13 protein-coding genes are annotated in these 14219 nt (G+C 32.5%); 4 read left to right on the top strand and 9 right to left on the bottom strand.

Annotated elements, in window-relative coordinates; all coding sequences use genetic code 11:
- Position 1: 1 nt before the first annotated feature.
- Genes AC8GF4_RS17480 through AC8GF4_RS17455 form a run of 6 tightly spaced genes read right to left on the bottom strand, consistent with a single transcriptional unit; the run spans position 2 to position 4903 of the window.
- Positions 2–2128: a DUF4301 family protein gene (locus tag AC8GF4_RS17480; RefSeq protein ID WP_506596550.1), complete on the bottom strand. Its 2127-nt coding sequence runs from the start codon at positions 2126–2128 to the stop codon at positions 2–4.
- Positions 2080–2712 (bottom strand): nicotinamide riboside transporter PnuC, encoded by a 633-nt coding sequence (gene pnuC, locus AC8GF4_RS17475; protein ID WP_506596548.1) that lies wholly within the window; start codon positions 2710–2712, stop codon positions 2080–2082. The genes AC8GF4_RS17480 and pnuC overlap by 49 nt, the downstream gene beginning before the upstream one ends.
- Positions 2713–2739: 27 nt before the next feature.
- Positions 2740–3492 (bottom strand): geranylgeranylglyceryl/heptaprenylglyceryl phosphate synthase, encoded by a 753-nt coding sequence (locus AC8GF4_RS17470; RefSeq protein ID WP_506596546.1) that lies wholly within the window; start codon positions 3490–3492, stop codon positions 2740–2742.
- A 29-nt stretch (positions 3493–3521) separates the two neighbouring features.
- Positions 3522–4019, bottom strand: a complete 498-nt coding sequence (locus AC8GF4_RS17465) for a DUF6169 family protein (RefSeq protein ID WP_506596544.1) — start codon at positions 4017–4019, stop codon at positions 3522–3524.
- The gene (locus AC8GF4_RS17460) at positions 4016–4210 is read right to left on the bottom strand and encodes a hypothetical protein (protein WP_506596543.1); all 195 of its coding nucleotides are present in this window, start codon (positions 4208–4210) and stop codon (positions 4016–4018) included. Before AC8GF4_RS17460 ends, AC8GF4_RS17465 begins: the two co-directional genes overlap by 4 nt.
- Positions 4211–4249: 39 nt before the next feature.
- On the bottom strand, positions 4250–4903 hold the full coding sequence (locus tag AC8GF4_RS17455; protein ID WP_506596541.1) for a 4'-phosphopantetheinyl transferase family protein: 654 nt from the start codon (positions 4901–4903) through the stop codon (positions 4250–4252).
- A gap of 251 nt (positions 4904–5154) precedes the next feature.
- On the opposite strand from AC8GF4_RS17455, the gene ahcY reads away from it, so the two are divergent.
- On the top strand, positions 5155–6471 hold the full coding sequence (gene ahcY / locus AC8GF4_RS17450) for an adenosylhomocysteinase (RefSeq protein WP_506596539.1): 1317 nt from the start codon (positions 5155–5157) through the stop codon (positions 6469–6471).
- A 98-nt stretch (positions 6472–6569) separates the two neighbouring features.
- Here the strand turns inward: ahcY and AC8GF4_RS17445 are convergent, their stop codons facing one another.
- Positions 6570–7037 (bottom strand): DUF2062 domain-containing protein, encoded by a 468-nt coding sequence (locus AC8GF4_RS17445; RefSeq protein WP_506596537.1) that lies wholly within the window; start codon positions 7035–7037, stop codon positions 6570–6572.
- 874 nt (positions 7038–7911) lie between these two features.
- On the opposite strand from AC8GF4_RS17445, the gene AC8GF4_RS17440 reads away from it, so the two are divergent.
- A complete protein-coding gene (locus AC8GF4_RS17440; RefSeq protein ID WP_506596536.1) occupies positions 7912–10236 on the top strand; it encodes a patatin-like phospholipase family protein in 2325 nt (774 codons plus the stop codon).
- 97 nt (positions 10237–10333) lie between these two features.
- On the opposite strand, the gene AC8GF4_RS17435 is transcribed toward AC8GF4_RS17440, so the two are convergent.
- Together AC8GF4_RS17435 and AC8GF4_RS17430 are read right to left on the bottom strand one after the other, a co-directional pair.
- Positions 10334–10738 carry a hypothetical protein gene (locus AC8GF4_RS17435; RefSeq protein ID WP_506596534.1) on the bottom strand — a complete coding sequence of 135 codons (405 nt, stop codon included), beginning with the start codon at positions 10736–10738 and terminating at the stop codon, positions 10334–10336.
- Positions 10719–11309, bottom strand: a complete 591-nt coding sequence (locus AC8GF4_RS17430) for an RNA polymerase sigma factor (protein ID WP_506596532.1) — start codon at positions 11307–11309, stop codon at positions 10719–10721. The genes AC8GF4_RS17435 and AC8GF4_RS17430 overlap by 20 nt, the downstream gene beginning before the upstream one ends.
- A gap of 145 nt (positions 11310–11454) precedes the next feature.
- On the opposite strand from AC8GF4_RS17430, the gene AC8GF4_RS17425 reads away from it, so the two are divergent.
- Together AC8GF4_RS17425 and AC8GF4_RS17420 are read left to right on the top strand one after the other, a co-directional pair.
- A complete protein-coding gene (locus AC8GF4_RS17425) occupies positions 11455–11811 on the top strand; it encodes a DUF6249 domain-containing protein (RefSeq protein ID WP_506596530.1) in 357 nt (118 codons plus the stop codon).
- Positions 11812–11870: 59 nt separating this feature from the next.
- Positions 11871–14147 carry a M1 family metallopeptidase gene (locus AC8GF4_RS17420; protein WP_506596529.1) on the top strand — a complete coding sequence of 759 codons (2277 nt, stop codon included), beginning with the start codon at positions 11871–11873 and terminating at the stop codon, positions 14145–14147.
- Positions 14148–14219: the final 72 nt, after the last annotated feature.

Below are 14219 nucleotides of genomic sequence, written 5' to 3'. Positions count from 1 at the left end.
TTTATAGAGGTTGATGCGCTTGTTTTAACAAATCATTTACCGTTTTTACGGGATTGAAAGTAAACAACGGCACCTCAACGAAAACAGTTAACCAATTGGCCATAGCCCCATTCCATAAACCGGGTAATTCATATCCTTTTAAATCAATTCCTGTGTGATTTTTATGAACGATAAAACCGCTATTGGGGTCAACAAACTGTTTCAAATCAAATTTATCATTTTTATAGTTTTTAATTCCACACACCAAATCTACAGGATTAAAATGAGTCGAACTACCTAAAATTTTCAACTGTTTTTTGTTTGTTAAATCAACTTGAGACGTTTCAACAATTTGCAGCGTAACATTTCCATTACTATCTTTTACCCAAAATGGCCCACCACCTGGCTCACCTTCATTTTTAACCATTCCACAAACTCTTAACGGTTTGTTCATAGTTTCTTTTAGTTTGATCACTTGGTTTTCAAATTTGAATTTGTTAAAATCCGCTGTCATTTCTATATTTAATTTCACTTTAAGAAAAACCAAAATCTCATCCATCTTTTTTGAATCAAAGTCCGGATTATCCAATGCTGCTAAATACTCGAAAAGTTGTTGCTGAATCTCAATTAAAATACCTCCTAAAGCTTTTTTATAAAAAGAGTTTCGCTTAATTTTATTTTGAATTACATTATCTATATTTTTAATAAAAACAATATCTGAATCCAGATTATTTAGATTTTCTATTAAAGCGCCATGTCCTCCAGGTCTAAAAACCAAATGCCCATTTTCATTTCTAAATGGCTTATTTTCTAAATCTACTGCAATAGTATCTGTCTGTTTATTTTGATACGAATAACTTATGGCAATAATCGAATTTGATTTTTCCTCAATCTTACTTTTTTCTGTTAAAACGATATTTTCAAATTGCGCTTGATGGTTTTCAGTAACAGTAAAGTGTAGATTCGATTTATTATTTGAGGCCGCATAAAAAGCACATTCATGTAAATGTTCTTCAATAGGAGTTACTATATTGGCTGGGTATTTATGAAATGGAATTACTGCTTTTGGTTTATTGGTAAAATCAAAATAATCGGGCGACAATAATAACTTTATAAAATAATAATTTTTAAGATTTCTGTCTAAAGTATCAAAATCTGGATATACTTCTTTCAACTTTGAAGATACTGCTTCAAAAAAAGGAAATCTATCCAACCCAATAATAAAAAGAGATAATTCAGTATCTTTTTTTCTATTAATATAAGCATTAATGCTTTCATTTTCGAAATCAAAATCATTCAAAAAGGAGCTCAAAAATTTAAACATTCTAGAAGCTGCTCCGGATGCTGGAACAAATTTTTCTAATTTAAATTTTGATTTATTCGCATCAAAATAAGATACTTTTTGTTCTAAATCTACTTTAGACAGCTGTAGTATTCCATGATTCAAAATTGCTGCATTGACCAAAATACTTTTCGGGACACCCTCTTCATAAATTCTAAGTTGTTCTTTTAATTTTTTTAATGGAATATCATGCTCATAAATTTGCAAAAAATCTGTAGAAGAAAACCCCATTTGCAAGGCCATTGTTAAATCTTCAACAATTGCAATTGCTTTATTAAGGCGTGTTTCTTTATCTCCAGATATTGTTATAAAAGGCTTTTTATTTTCTACCAACGATTGTTTAAAAATCTCAAAAACAGACTCTCTCCCTTCTGGGCTGTCACGCAAACCATCATCTTCCCAAGGAACATCAATATCTGTCAGGAAAAACAAATCGTATTGATGCGCACGAGCCGCTTTGTCTAATAATGAATCACAAAAATCATAATACAACACAGAAAACACCTTTGTAACCAACAGATTGGTATCGCAAAAAAGATATTTATTGGCTATTAATGAGCTATCGTTTTCTAATTTTGTTTGACCATAAGCAATAGGCATCATATCATCGATATCACAAATACCGCGACCACTATCTAATTTTTCTTGCAAATAATCACGTGCGAATTCGGGAACCCATACCGTTTTGAAATAATCGGCGAGTTGTGTAGCCAAAGTAGTTTTACCAGTAGATTCTGGTCCAAAAATGGCGATTTTTATTATTGGTGTTGCTCCAGTTTTAGTGAGCTGCTCAAGGTTTTCTTCCATTCTAAATAGCCATAAACGGCAATAATTGTAAATATTATATATTGAAAACTCGTAAAGGTATATCCTTTTGCAAAATAAAGCGGTATTGAAAGTAAATCTCCTATTATCCAGAAAATCCAATTTTCAATTTTTCTTTTGGCCATTAACCACATTCCAACAAAAAAGACAGCAGTCAAAAAGGTATCCAAATACGAATACCAGTTTGTAAATTTATTAAAATAAAGATACACTAAAATTACAAAAATGATGGTTAATATAAAAATAACTAAAGTCGTAACTTTTTCTTTATTTGTCATGACTGAAATTGGAAATTCATCTACACCTTCTTTTTTACGTGTCCAATGGTACCATCCGTAAATACTCATGATGAAATAATATACATTTATCATCGAATCTCCCAATAAACTCCATTTCCAGAGCAAATAAGCATATATTGAAGTACTTATTAATCCTGTTGGAAAAACCCAAATATTATCTTTTTTGGCACACCAAACACTCCATAGCCCAAAAAAAACGGCTATAAGTTCCAAGTAAACTTCATGAATTGGATATCCTTTATATTGTGCAAAAAAATAGTCGAACATTTGATTTTAGGTTGTTGATTAACGATTTTAGAATTTAGATTGCGCTCGATGTTCAAAAAAATTGTGATCATTTTCAAAAGCGGTTCCTATGACAACAAGATCTGCACCAGCTTCGTAGGCATTTTTAATACCTTGCAAATCTATAATACCGCCACCAACAATTAGTGGAATTTCGATATTATCTGATACTTTTTTTATCAGATCTAAAGGTATAGCTAGTTTGGCTCCGCTTCCAGCTTCTAGATAAATAAGTTTATGTCCCAGCATTTCTCCTGCTTGTGCCGTATGTATCACATAATCACTATTGTTTCTATCTAATGGTTTGGTATTACTCACTCTAGCGACCGCAGTTTCATTGCCACTTTCAATTAATATATAAGCTGTCGAAATAATTTCGAGTTGGGTTTTCTTTAAAATCGGAGCTGCAACTACTTGATGTTCTATCAAATAATCTGGATTTCGGCCTGATAGTAAAGATAGAAACAAAATCGCATCGGCTTTAGCTGAAATTTGAGATGGATTTCCAGGAAAAAGAACAATTGGTAAGCCCTCCTGCCCCCCTAAAAGCGGGTGTTGTTTTAATCTAATAATTAATTCATCCAGAATATTATTTTGTACATGACTTCCGCCAATGAAAATATGGGTTGCTGGTGATTGATTAATTTTGTCGAATAAAATTTCGATGTTATTCAAATCGATTTTATCGGGATCGAGGAGAATGGCTAGTAATTTTCGGTTTTCGACTTTTGCTTGTAGAATGTTGTTGTATATGTTTGTCATTAGTATTTATAAGAACTTTATTAATGACATTATTTATCAGTATTATAATGCATTGCGATTTTTCTAAAACCATCAATAATCTCAATGAAATAAGGATTATCTCTTTGAATAATTAAGGAAATTGGATATGAATTTCCTTTCGAATCTCTAATATGTTCATCCATTTTAATAAGACCATACTGATCGTGCGCGTAAAACCAATCGTCAAATTTTCGTCTTCTTAATTCTTGTTTCCCATCTGATGAGTCGCAGATGTAAATACAAATGGATTGGTCTTTTTTGAAATAAAAATCTTTGATAATATCTGCAATGGTGCCAGAAACCAATTTGTCCAATGGTGGATTATTGCCCAACGGATTATAAGCAACTTCTATTATAAATTCAAAAATAAAATCTGCAAAAGGAGTCGTTTCGTCACCCAATAAATAATTGGTTGGACGAAATTTTACTTCGTAAGAAATTCCTAAATCAGTTTCGAATGCATAAATATTATTCGCTCCACCATCAAAGAAAAAAGGATAACTCATTTTTTCACTTTTTTCATCTCACGCAATTTTCGTAAAATCTCTTGAAATTCAGGTGTATTATAGCGTTCCTGAGTTTCAATTTTCGATTGTTTTTTACTTTCCAACATTAAGCGAATTATTTCGTCGGCAGATTTAAAAACTGGTTTTTTGTCTAAAGCTTCCATAACAATTGTTTTTACAAATATAATCATTTTTTAAAAACGGAATCTATTCCTTAAAAGACAGAACAACTACCCGTTTAATGCATAAACCAAAACATAACTTTGTTGACTATCCTGTAATTCAATTTCTTCAAAATGAATATCAAAAGTTTCGATTTGATTTTCGAATCGTAACTGCGCCTTGGTTTTTTGGTCAATCAAATTAAATTCGCTTTCAAAAATATGATCTTTGAAACTGATTCCTTTTTCGTTTCGAATTTTAAAGATAGCTTCTTTGACGCCCCAAATTACAGTTAGTTTTTTTATGTAATCTTGATTATCCAATTTTTGCAAATGACTTAATTCTTTTTCGCTTACAAATTTATCGGCAATGCGAATGATTTTTTCTCGTTGCAATTCGATATCAATTCCAACCACTTCATCACTTAAAATTAGGGCCGAAAATTGATGCGAATGTGTAATCGAAATGTGTTTTCCATCGTACAAATGCGGTTTTCCAAATTTGTCATAAAACAAATCAAAATCAGTGTAACCCGCTTCTTGAAACAATTTACGAACACTTAAAAAAGCGCGTTGGTGCATTTCAGATTTCATTCCATTTAATCGGACAGTATTACTTTCGTTAAGAACTACTTCTGAAGAAAGCTCCTGAAATGATTCGGTAATTTCCCAAACTAGAATTTGAGTTGATGGATTTAGTGTTATTGCTTTGTATAACGGCATGATGTGGTGGTTGTAATTTTAGCCCCGATAGTAGCGGCATCCTTTTTTTGTGCTTTTTTGCACGGAAAAAGATATAGCAGATAGCGGGATTAGCTCCTCCCTTCGACTATGCTGAGGATGCTATTTAAATTATTTATCTAATGTTCAAAAGATTAAGACATTAAACAATTCATAAATCTCGTATAAATTAGTTTATTTCTAAACTTATTGCCTAAATTTGCAAAAAATTTACATTTACAAATATACTATAAATGAGTACAACGACTATGCCTTTTGTGGCTTTCAAAGTAAAAGACATTTCTCTAGCTGCCTGGGGAAGAAAAGAAATTGAACTAGCTGAAGCTGAAATGCCAGGTTTAATGGCACTTCGTGCAGAATACAAAGACGAACAACCTCTTGCTGGTGCTCGTATTGCAGGATGTTTGCACATGACGATTCAAACTGCTGTTTTGATTGAAACATTAATTGCTCTTGGTGCGGAAGTGACTTGGAGTTCTTGTAACATTTTTTCAACTCAAGATCAAGCTGCTGCTGCAATTGCCGCTGCTGGAATTCAGGTTTATGCTTGGAAAGGGTTGAACGAAGTAGATTTTGACTGGTGTATTGAGCAAACATTATTCTTTGGTGAAGACAGAAAACCATTGAATATGATTCTTGATGACGGTGGAGATTTAACAAATATGGTTATTGACCGTTACCCGGAATTGGTTGCTGGTATCAAAGGATTGTCTGAAGAAACTACAACTGGAGTTCACAGATTGTACGAAAGAGTAAAAGCGGGAACATTACCAATGCCTGCTATCAATGTAAATGACTCGGTTACTAAATCGAAATTTGACAACAAATACGGTTGTAAAGAATCGGCAGTTGATGCGGTTCGTCGTGCTACTGATATTATGTTGGCTGGAAAAAGAGTAATCGTTTGTGGATATGGTGACGTTGGAAAAGGAACTGCTGCTTCTTTTAGAGGTGCTGGATCTATTGTAACCGTTACTGAGATCGACCCAATTTGTGCTTTACAAGCTGCAATGGACGGTTTTGAAGTTAAAAAATTAAACACAGTTGTTGCCAATGCTGATATCATCATTACAACTACTGGAAATAAAGATATCGTTCTTGGAAGCCACTTTGAACAAATGAAAGATAAAACTATTGTTTGTAACATCGGACACTTTGACAACGAAATTGATATGGCTTGGTTAAACTCTAACCACGGTGCATCAAAAATCGAAATCAAACCACAAGTTGATAAATATACTATCGCTGGAAAAGACATTCTTATCTTGGCTGAAGGTCGTTTGGTAAACTTAGGTTGCGCTACAGGTCACCCAAGTTTTGTAATGAGTAACTCCTTTACAAACCAAACTCTAGCTCAAATCGAATTGTGGAAAAACAGCGCGGCATACAACAATGACGTGTACATGTTACCAAAACACTTGGATGAAAAAGTAGCTTTCTTGCACCTTGCAAAATTAGGTGTTGAATTGGAAACTTTACGTGACGATCAAGCAGCTTACATTGGCGTTGAAGTTGAAGGCCCTTTTAAACCAGAATACTACAGATACTAGAAGATTTTAGATTGCTTATTAGCGATTTATGATTTTTAGATTTAAACCCTTACAGAAATGTGAGGGTTTTTTGTTTTCAAAATATTTTTTATCAAAAACTACAAAATACTTTCTTTTTTAGAAACTATTTTTAAAATAATCATTGTAACTCCATAAATCCCTAAAGCAACAGGAACTGCTACCAAAAACCAAGCACCAAGGGCATACAATAATTCTAAAGACAGTTTAGTCACCATTTTGAAAAAGCCATTTTGTGACATTTCAATAATTTCTTCAATTGAATGATGTGTTGGAGGAATTGAAAATATAATTTCTCCCAATCGAATAAAAGGTATGATTAAAAAAATCTGAACAGGCCAAATTACATAACTAAATGCAATCATTATAGGTAAATTCAATTTTTTTTTGATGGATATAAATGTTATAAAAAAAGTACTTATACCAAGAATTGGTATTACAGTGAATAATCCAGAAAAAATAATGCTTTGGGCTATTTTCTTGGAAGACAAGCCTTGACTAAAAAGACTAATTATTTTAAGTTCTAATTTTTTTATTCTTTTTTTCATTAATCACTCGCTCTTTACAGTTTTTTAAATAACAAAAGTATTGATTTAATATTCACAATACCTATTTAAACTGTTAACAAGTCTAATGCAAAAAAGCATTAAATTATAAAATCAAAAACAAAAGATAGTTAAACCCAAATTCCACATTAGAGTTAGTTGCAAAACTGATTTATACCATTTAAGTTTTAAATTTACTGTAAAACAGAGATTTTTTTCATTATTAGAAAAAGTAAAATTAAGCATAGCTGGGCTACGGTTTTTTTTATAATAAATTTAGAAAAAAAATGTTTTTTTTTGCAGTAAAATCTGAACTTAGATGATACTATTCAATAAAAGCAAGAACTCATGTCCTATGTTATTAAGGTTAAGCTTTATTTTGTAACACCGAAACGAAAAGTTGAAAAGTTTAGAGTCTATTTTTAATGCCTTTGCGAGCGTTATATTTTGAAAAAAGAGAAATTAAAAATTCTTTACCTTTAGATTTGCAATATGTTTTTGAAAGCAAAAAATAGAATTAATATTAAAATAATTAGATACTATAGCAATTTTCATTATCCTCTTTGGAAATTAGGAATATTTTTTAAGATCCAAAAAGAAAAACTTATATGCTCTCATATTCCTCTTCTTTTGTCTTATATGTACAAAAATAAAAGTTTTAATGGTCAATGATTATGTTTTAACCATAACATTTCTTCAAGAAACTCAAAACCAAAGTTATTATTAACTAAAAAAATGTAATTTTAATTTTTGAATCTTTCTTGCTAACCTATTATAAAAACTTTTCAATAACAAGGAAAAATTACTCAAAATCAGTAAATTGCAATTATTTTACACTATTCAAAAAACTTTAGTCCAAACTTAAAGCTTTAATACATTGAAAAACAACCTCTACCTATTTCTGATTATTTTATTTTTATCAGTCCCTAAGTTTATTTTTGCTCAAGAAAAAAAACCGAAAGTTGTTCTGGTGTTAAGTGGTGGTGGCGCCAAAGGAGTTGCGCATATTCCACTTTTACAAGCACTGGATTCTTTGCATATTGTTCCAGATCTCATTATTGGGAACAGTATGGGAAGCGTAATTGGAGGTTTTTATGCCATGGGATATTCTGGAGACAGTATCGAAAAAATAACCAAAAGTATTGATTGGGACAAACTACTTGGAGGTGGACTTTCATTGAAAAACGTAAGCGTTGAAGAAAAAAGTGAATTCCAAAGATATTTGGTTGGAATAGGAATTAAAGACGGAAAACCAAATAGTGTAAGCTCCATATTAAACGATCAAAATTTAAGAGAATATTTTTCAGAATTGACTTTTCCGGTATACAATGTTAAAGATTTTGACAACCTATCAATCCCTTTTAGAGCAATGGCAACAGATTTGGTTTATGGTAAAGAAATTGTTTTAAGCAAAGGTAGCCTATCTTACGCAATGAGAGCGAGTATGTCTTTACCTGCGGTTTTTAAACCCATGCCTTATGATGAAACAATCTTGGTAGATGGAGGTGTTATGAATAATTTTCCAACAGATATTGCCAAACAAATGGGAGCTGATATTATAATCGGTAGCGATGTTGGCGGAGGAATGGAGCCTAAAGACAAACTCAATAGCTTCATAACCGTTTTGTTACAAACCAGCATGTTTCCAAGTAACATCAAAGATCCTGAGAACCGAAAACTATGTAACATCTTGGTTGATCACATGCCAAACTTACGATTTTCTACAGCTGATTTTGCAAAAAGCAACGAAATTTACAAGGACGGTAAAATTGCTACCAATCTTAATTTAAATGTATTAGCAGCATTGTCTGAAAAATTAAAAGGTTACAAACAACGAACACATGAACTGCCCAAAGTCTCCAACGAAATTATCATCGACACTATTGTCTATAAAAATATCAGTATTGAAAACATCCCTCTTGTTATTGCCAGAACAAATATCAAAACACATACAAAATGCACCACAAGAGATTTAATAGAAGGTATTAATAGAGCCATGGGAACGAATCTTTTTACCCAAATCACCTACAGCTATTTTTTAAAAGACGGAGACAAACTAGGACTCATTTTAAACGGTTTTGAATATGAAAAAAACCAAGTCAATACTTCTCTTCATTATGACACCTATAGAGGTGTAGGCTTAATCCTTAACTACACAGCCAGAAACGTTCTTGCCCAATCTTCCCGACTTATCCTTACGGCAGATATTGCAGAACAGCCAAAAGCCCGAATAGATTTTCAGAAAAATTTTGGGAAAAATAAAGATTGGTGGTGGGGATCTGAACTCTATGGAGCATTCTTGAAACAGGAAATTTTCATTAATGGTAAATCTGCAGACAATATGTTATACAATACTTTCGAATTCAACAATGAGGCAAATCGAAATTTAAACTCTCTTAAAAGCTATACTGGATTTGGTCTAAACTATAGCTATACGGAATTAAAACCCAAAAACGATCCCAATTTAAACCCTAATGTACTTTCTCTCAATAATTATAATTTTGAAAATGCGGAAGTGAGCACACATTATTCATATAATGATATGAACAAGGTTTTTTTTGCTACAAATGGAACGATAATAAAAGCAAACCTCAACCGTTCGATCCTAAGCGATGTGAATGTTAATTTTACGGATGTGAATGCAACAGATTATTCTGGGCCTACAAATGGCTACACCAAATTAGGTTTTACATTCGAAAAAAGATTTCAACTTAAAAAGAAAATCACCTACATAATAGGATTTGATGCTAAATTTATATTTGAAGACAAACTCAAAACCAATCAAATCTCATTTTCGGATTACGGTTATGCAGCAAAATATTTTCTAGGCGGCATCATACCAAGCTCTGGAAGTAATCGCTTTACTTTTCCAGGGTTAAATGAAGACGAACTCAATGCAACACAATTTATGGGAGTTCGGCTTGGAGCACAAATTAATCCAATGGGAAAAATATACTTGACACCTCATTTTAATATTGCCTCAGTTGGCTTTGCCAATTTCAACAACTATATTGGCGACGCTTTCTATCCAAAAGGAAATTGGGATTTAAACAATGAAACCAGTTTTCTAATGTCAGGAGGAGCGGCAATTTCGTATCAATCGATTTTAGGCCCTATTCATTTTGACACTTCCTGGATTAATAATATCGACAAAGTTCGATTGTTTTTTAGCGTTGGTTTTTCATTTAATCCATCAAATTAAGATCATTTATTGAAATAATTACTGTAAATATTTACGTTAAAAAAACCGATAACAATTAACATTGATAAAGGTTTTGTTTTTTTTTAAAATTTAAATATTACACTTCAAATCGCTTTTCAAAATGATTCTTCAAAAAAGGGATTTGAATATAAAACATTACTATTGAAACCACTACGGCGTAAACGGTAATTCTTGAAATTGAAAATCCGGATAACAACCTATTATTGAATAAGTTTCTATACTGAATTGTAGTGAACAAACTTTCGTTTTGTCCTTCTCCATACATAAAAAGATAGGCGCAAAAAACAAAAATCAATCCAAATAGTGTTACAAAAGTGGTTGTTGAAATCAAAGGCTTGTATGTAGTTACTCTACTCGATTTTGTTGCCAAAACTTGCGACATTACTTTTGAAGTAAAATCAAAAGATGGCGAATCCAGAGCAGTTTCTCTCATCATTTTGTCTGCTAATTTTTCTAGTTCTTTATTTTCGTTCACTTGCATAATAATCCAGTATTTCGGGTTCTAAATGTCTTTCTAAAATTGAAGCTAATTTTTTTCGGCTTCTAAAAAGTTTGACTTTAACATTATTGGTATTACAATCCATTACTTTCGAAATCTCTTCAATAGATTGTTCTTCAAAATAATATAAAGTTAGCAAAAATCCATCTTCATTTGGCAATAATTGAATACATTCTTGAATCATTTTATTTCGTTCTCTTTCATCAATAGCATCCAAAACTGTTTCCATTGTTTTAATTTGACTTTCAGAAAAATCATCTATTGGAACAGTATTTTGTTCTCTATTGTATTTCTTAATTCGGTCCAAACACGTATTATACGTTACTTTGTAAACCCAAGTTGAAAATTTTGAATCCCCTTTGAACTTAGCAATTGATTTAAAAACTTTTATAAAAGTATCCTGAGCGACTTCTTCTGCTTCTTCCCTATTCTTTACCATTTTTAGAGCTAAAGAAAAAACCATATTCTTATACCGATCAACCAAAACAGCGAATGCATTCGAATCGCCTTCGATTATTAAATTGATATAATGTTGATCGTTTATAATTGCCATATAGGGTAGGACGATGTGAAGGTTGATTTGGTTACAACAAAAAGAAAATATATTTTTTTTTTATAAATGTGTAACCAAACTAGAAACAGTGTCGTCATAGCTTTTGAACACATTAACTAATCATCAATTTTTAAAACAAAAAATCATGAACGGAGACATTTTAATTCCTATGAGCTTATTTTTAGCAATTTTCGGTATTGTATACCTTTTTTTATCAACCAGAAACAGAGAACGCTTGGCTTTAATCGAAAAGGGGGCTGATGCAAGCATTTTTATGGGAAAGTCTAAAAGCAACACTTCTTTTTCGAAAATAATACTTTTAAATCTTTCACTGTTACTAATGGGAATAGGAGCGGGGGTTTTTATCGCATTAATCTTAACTACTTACACAGCTTTAGAAGATGGGGCTTTGTATCCAGCATCTATTTTTACAATGGCAGGAGCCGCCTTATTCGTTGGGTTTAATATGACAAAAAAACTGGATAAGGAATCAGAACAGTAAAATCAACTTTAATATAATCAATTAAAGTTTCAAAATCATCAATCAAAATCAATCAAATCATGAATAAACAATTTATTGTAACGGCATCGTTATGTGCATTCTTTTGGGGAATTTCTTCAAGGGCACAAAATGCTAAGGAAGCAAATCTTCCAACTGAAAAACCAATATCAAATTACAACTACCAAGCTGCCTTCGCTACCAATTTTTATACCAAGGACGGATCCGAAACACGATCAACAAGTGGACAACCTGGGACAAAATATTGGCAAAACAGAGCAGATTATCAATTAACTGCCAACTTAAACGAAAATACCAATGAAATAATTGGTTCAGAAATACTCACCTATACCAACAATAGCCCCGACAAAATTTCCTTTTTGTGGTTAAACATCGATCAAAACTCATTTCAGAAGGGTTCTCGCGGAAAAGCTGTAATCCCAATAACAGGAAGCAGAAATGGTGACAAGGGCCAAGTTTTTGATGGAGGCCATAAAATAAAATCGGTAAAAATTATTTCCATTAATAATGGCAAAATCTTAGAAAAAGAGGTGCCTTTTGAAATCATCGACACTAGAATGCAAATAGATTTACCTCAAGAACTAAATTCAAATGGAGGTATTATAAAATTGAAAATTGAATTCTCCTTCATCTCACCTGATCATGGCTCAGATAGAATGGGTGTTCTGAAAACTAAAAACGGAAAAATCTTCACCATGGGACAATGGTTTCCTAGAATGTGTGTCTATGACGATATAAAAGGTTGGAACACTCTTCCGTATTTGGGAGCAGGAGAATTTTATTTAGAATATGGAGATTTTGATGTTTCTATAACTGCGCCTTCAAACCATATTGTAGTTTGTTCTGGGGAATTAATAAACTCAAACGAAGTATATACCAAAGAACAGCAAAAACGATGGGAGGCAGCTTCTAACAGCAACAAAACAATACAAATTCGATCTGCCGAAGAAGTAACAAATCCTAATTCAAGGCCAAACAATAAATCAACATTAAACTGGCATTTTAAAATTCAAAATGCGAGAGATGTTTCTTGGGCTTCTTCTGCCGCATTTATTGTAGACGCTGCCAGAATTAATTTACCCAGCGGTAAAAAATCGTTAGCAATTGCTGCATATCCTATAGAAAGTTCGGGACAGGAAGCTTGGAGTCGCGCAACAGAATACACCAAAGCAGCAGTAGAAAATTATTCCAAACGATGGTTTGAATATCCTTATCCTACAGCAATAAATGTGGCTGGAAATGAAGGCGGAATTGAGTATCCTGCAATTGTATTTTGCGATTGGAAATCCACAGGACAGGATCTTTGGAATGTAACTGATCACGAATTTGGTCATACTTGGTTTCCTATGATTGTAGGTTCTAATGAGCGTTTATTTGCTTGGATGGACGAAGGCTTTAATACTTTCATCAATACTATAAGTTCGAATGAATTTAACAATGGCGAATACAAATCCAGAGTTCGAAACATGCATCGTGGCGCAACTGTTTTGACAAATCCAGAATTAGAGTCCATCATGACCGCTCCTGACGGAATGAAAGAGTCAAATTTAGGTTTGTTAGCATATGAAAAGCCATCAGCTGGATTGGTTATGCTAAGAGAACAAGTCTTAGGGAAAGAGAGATTTGACAAAGCTTTCAGGATTTATACTGAACGTTGGGCCTTCAAACATCCGACTCCAGATGATTTTTTTAGAACAATAGAAAATGTATCAGGCGAAGATTTGAATTGGTTTTGGAGAGCTTGGTTTGTGAACAATTGGAAACTGGATCAAGGAATTACTAAAATCAAGTATATAAAAAATGATCCAAAAATGGGCGTTATCATTTCTATCGAAAATTTAGAAAAAATGGCGATGCCCGTAGTTTTAGAAATTAAAACAAAAAGCGGAACTGTCTCAAGAATTAAACTTCCGGTTGAAATCTGGCAACGGAATTCGGATTGGAAATTCAAACATGATTCAACCGAAGAAATCGAAACTATAACAATTGACCCTGATCGTGCTTTTCCAGATATAAATCCATCTAATAATGTTTGGACAGCGGGACAAAGTGTATTAGAGAAAGAAGAGAATTTAACGGCCTATCTCGGAAAATTTTCAAGCAAACAAATCCCAGTTAAGCTTTCGTTTTCTGAAGAAAACGGATCACTTCTAGGAACTCCTGAAGAAGGACAAGGACCGCCACTTTCCTTTGAATCGGCAGGAAAAGACAAATTCAAGTCAGAGCAAGCTGGGGTAGAATTGCAATTTAATGATAGCAAAAATGAATTTACAATTCTAATGGGTGGAAATAAATTTTTGTTCACAAGAGATTTATAGATTTAAAGCGTCTTTTAATTTTATAGTAAAACAAATAAACCCTTACTGATGTGAGGGTTATTTTTTTTTTAG

Origin of the sequence: Flavobacterium rarum (SeqCode), from assembly GCF_965234445.1 — a bacterium.
GTDB classification, from domain to species: domain Bacteria; phylum Bacteroidota; class Bacteroidia; order Flavobacteriales; family Flavobacteriaceae; genus Flavobacterium; species Flavobacterium rarum.
Note: the sequence above shows the minus strand (reverse complement) of the source record. Positions and strands in the feature narration are given on the sequence as shown.

Bases quoted from the DNA above. Each gene is read 5' to 3' on its own strand.
- AC8GF4_RS17480 (WP_506596550.1), bottom strand. From the start codon at position 2,128: ATGGAAGAAAACCTTGAGCAGCTCACTAAAACTGGAGCAACACCAATA.
- pnuC (WP_506596548.1), bottom strand. From the start codon at position 2,712: ATGTTCGACTATTTTTTTGCACAATATAAAGGATATCCAATTCATGAA.
- AC8GF4_RS17470 (WP_506596546.1), bottom strand. From the start codon at position 3,492: ATGACAAACATATACAACAACATTCTACAAGCAAAAGTCGAAAACCGA.
- AC8GF4_RS17465 (WP_506596544.1), bottom strand. From the start codon at position 4,019: ATGAGTTATCCTTTTTTCTTTGATGGTGGAGCGAATAATATTTATGCA.
- AC8GF4_RS17460 (WP_506596543.1), bottom strand. From the start codon at position 4,210: ATGATTATATTTGTAAAAACAATTGTTATGGAAGCTTTAGACAAAAAA.
- AC8GF4_RS17455 (WP_506596541.1), bottom strand. From the start codon at position 4,903: ATGCCGTTATACAAAGCAATAACACTAAATCCATCAACTCAAATTCTA.
- ahcY (WP_506596539.1), top strand. From the start codon at position 5,155: ATGAGTACAACGACTATGCCTTTTGTGGCTTTCAAAGTAAAAGACATT.
- AC8GF4_RS17445 (WP_506596537.1), bottom strand. From the start codon at position 7,037: ATGAAAAAAAGAATAAAAAAATTAGAACTTAAAATAATTAGTCTTTTT.
- AC8GF4_RS17435 (WP_506596534.1), bottom strand. From the start codon at position 10,738: ATGCAAGTGAACGAAAATAAAGAACTAGAAAAATTAGCAGACAAAATG.
- AC8GF4_RS17430 (WP_506596532.1), bottom strand. From the start codon at position 11,309: ATGGCAATTATAAACGATCAACATTATATCAATTTAATAATCGAAGGC.
- AC8GF4_RS17425 (WP_506596530.1), top strand. From the start codon at position 11,455: ATGAACGGAGACATTTTAATTCCTATGAGCTTATTTTTAGCAATTTTC.
- AC8GF4_RS17420 (WP_506596529.1), top strand. From the start codon at position 11,871: ATGAATAAACAATTTATTGTAACGGCATCGTTATGTGCATTCTTTTGG.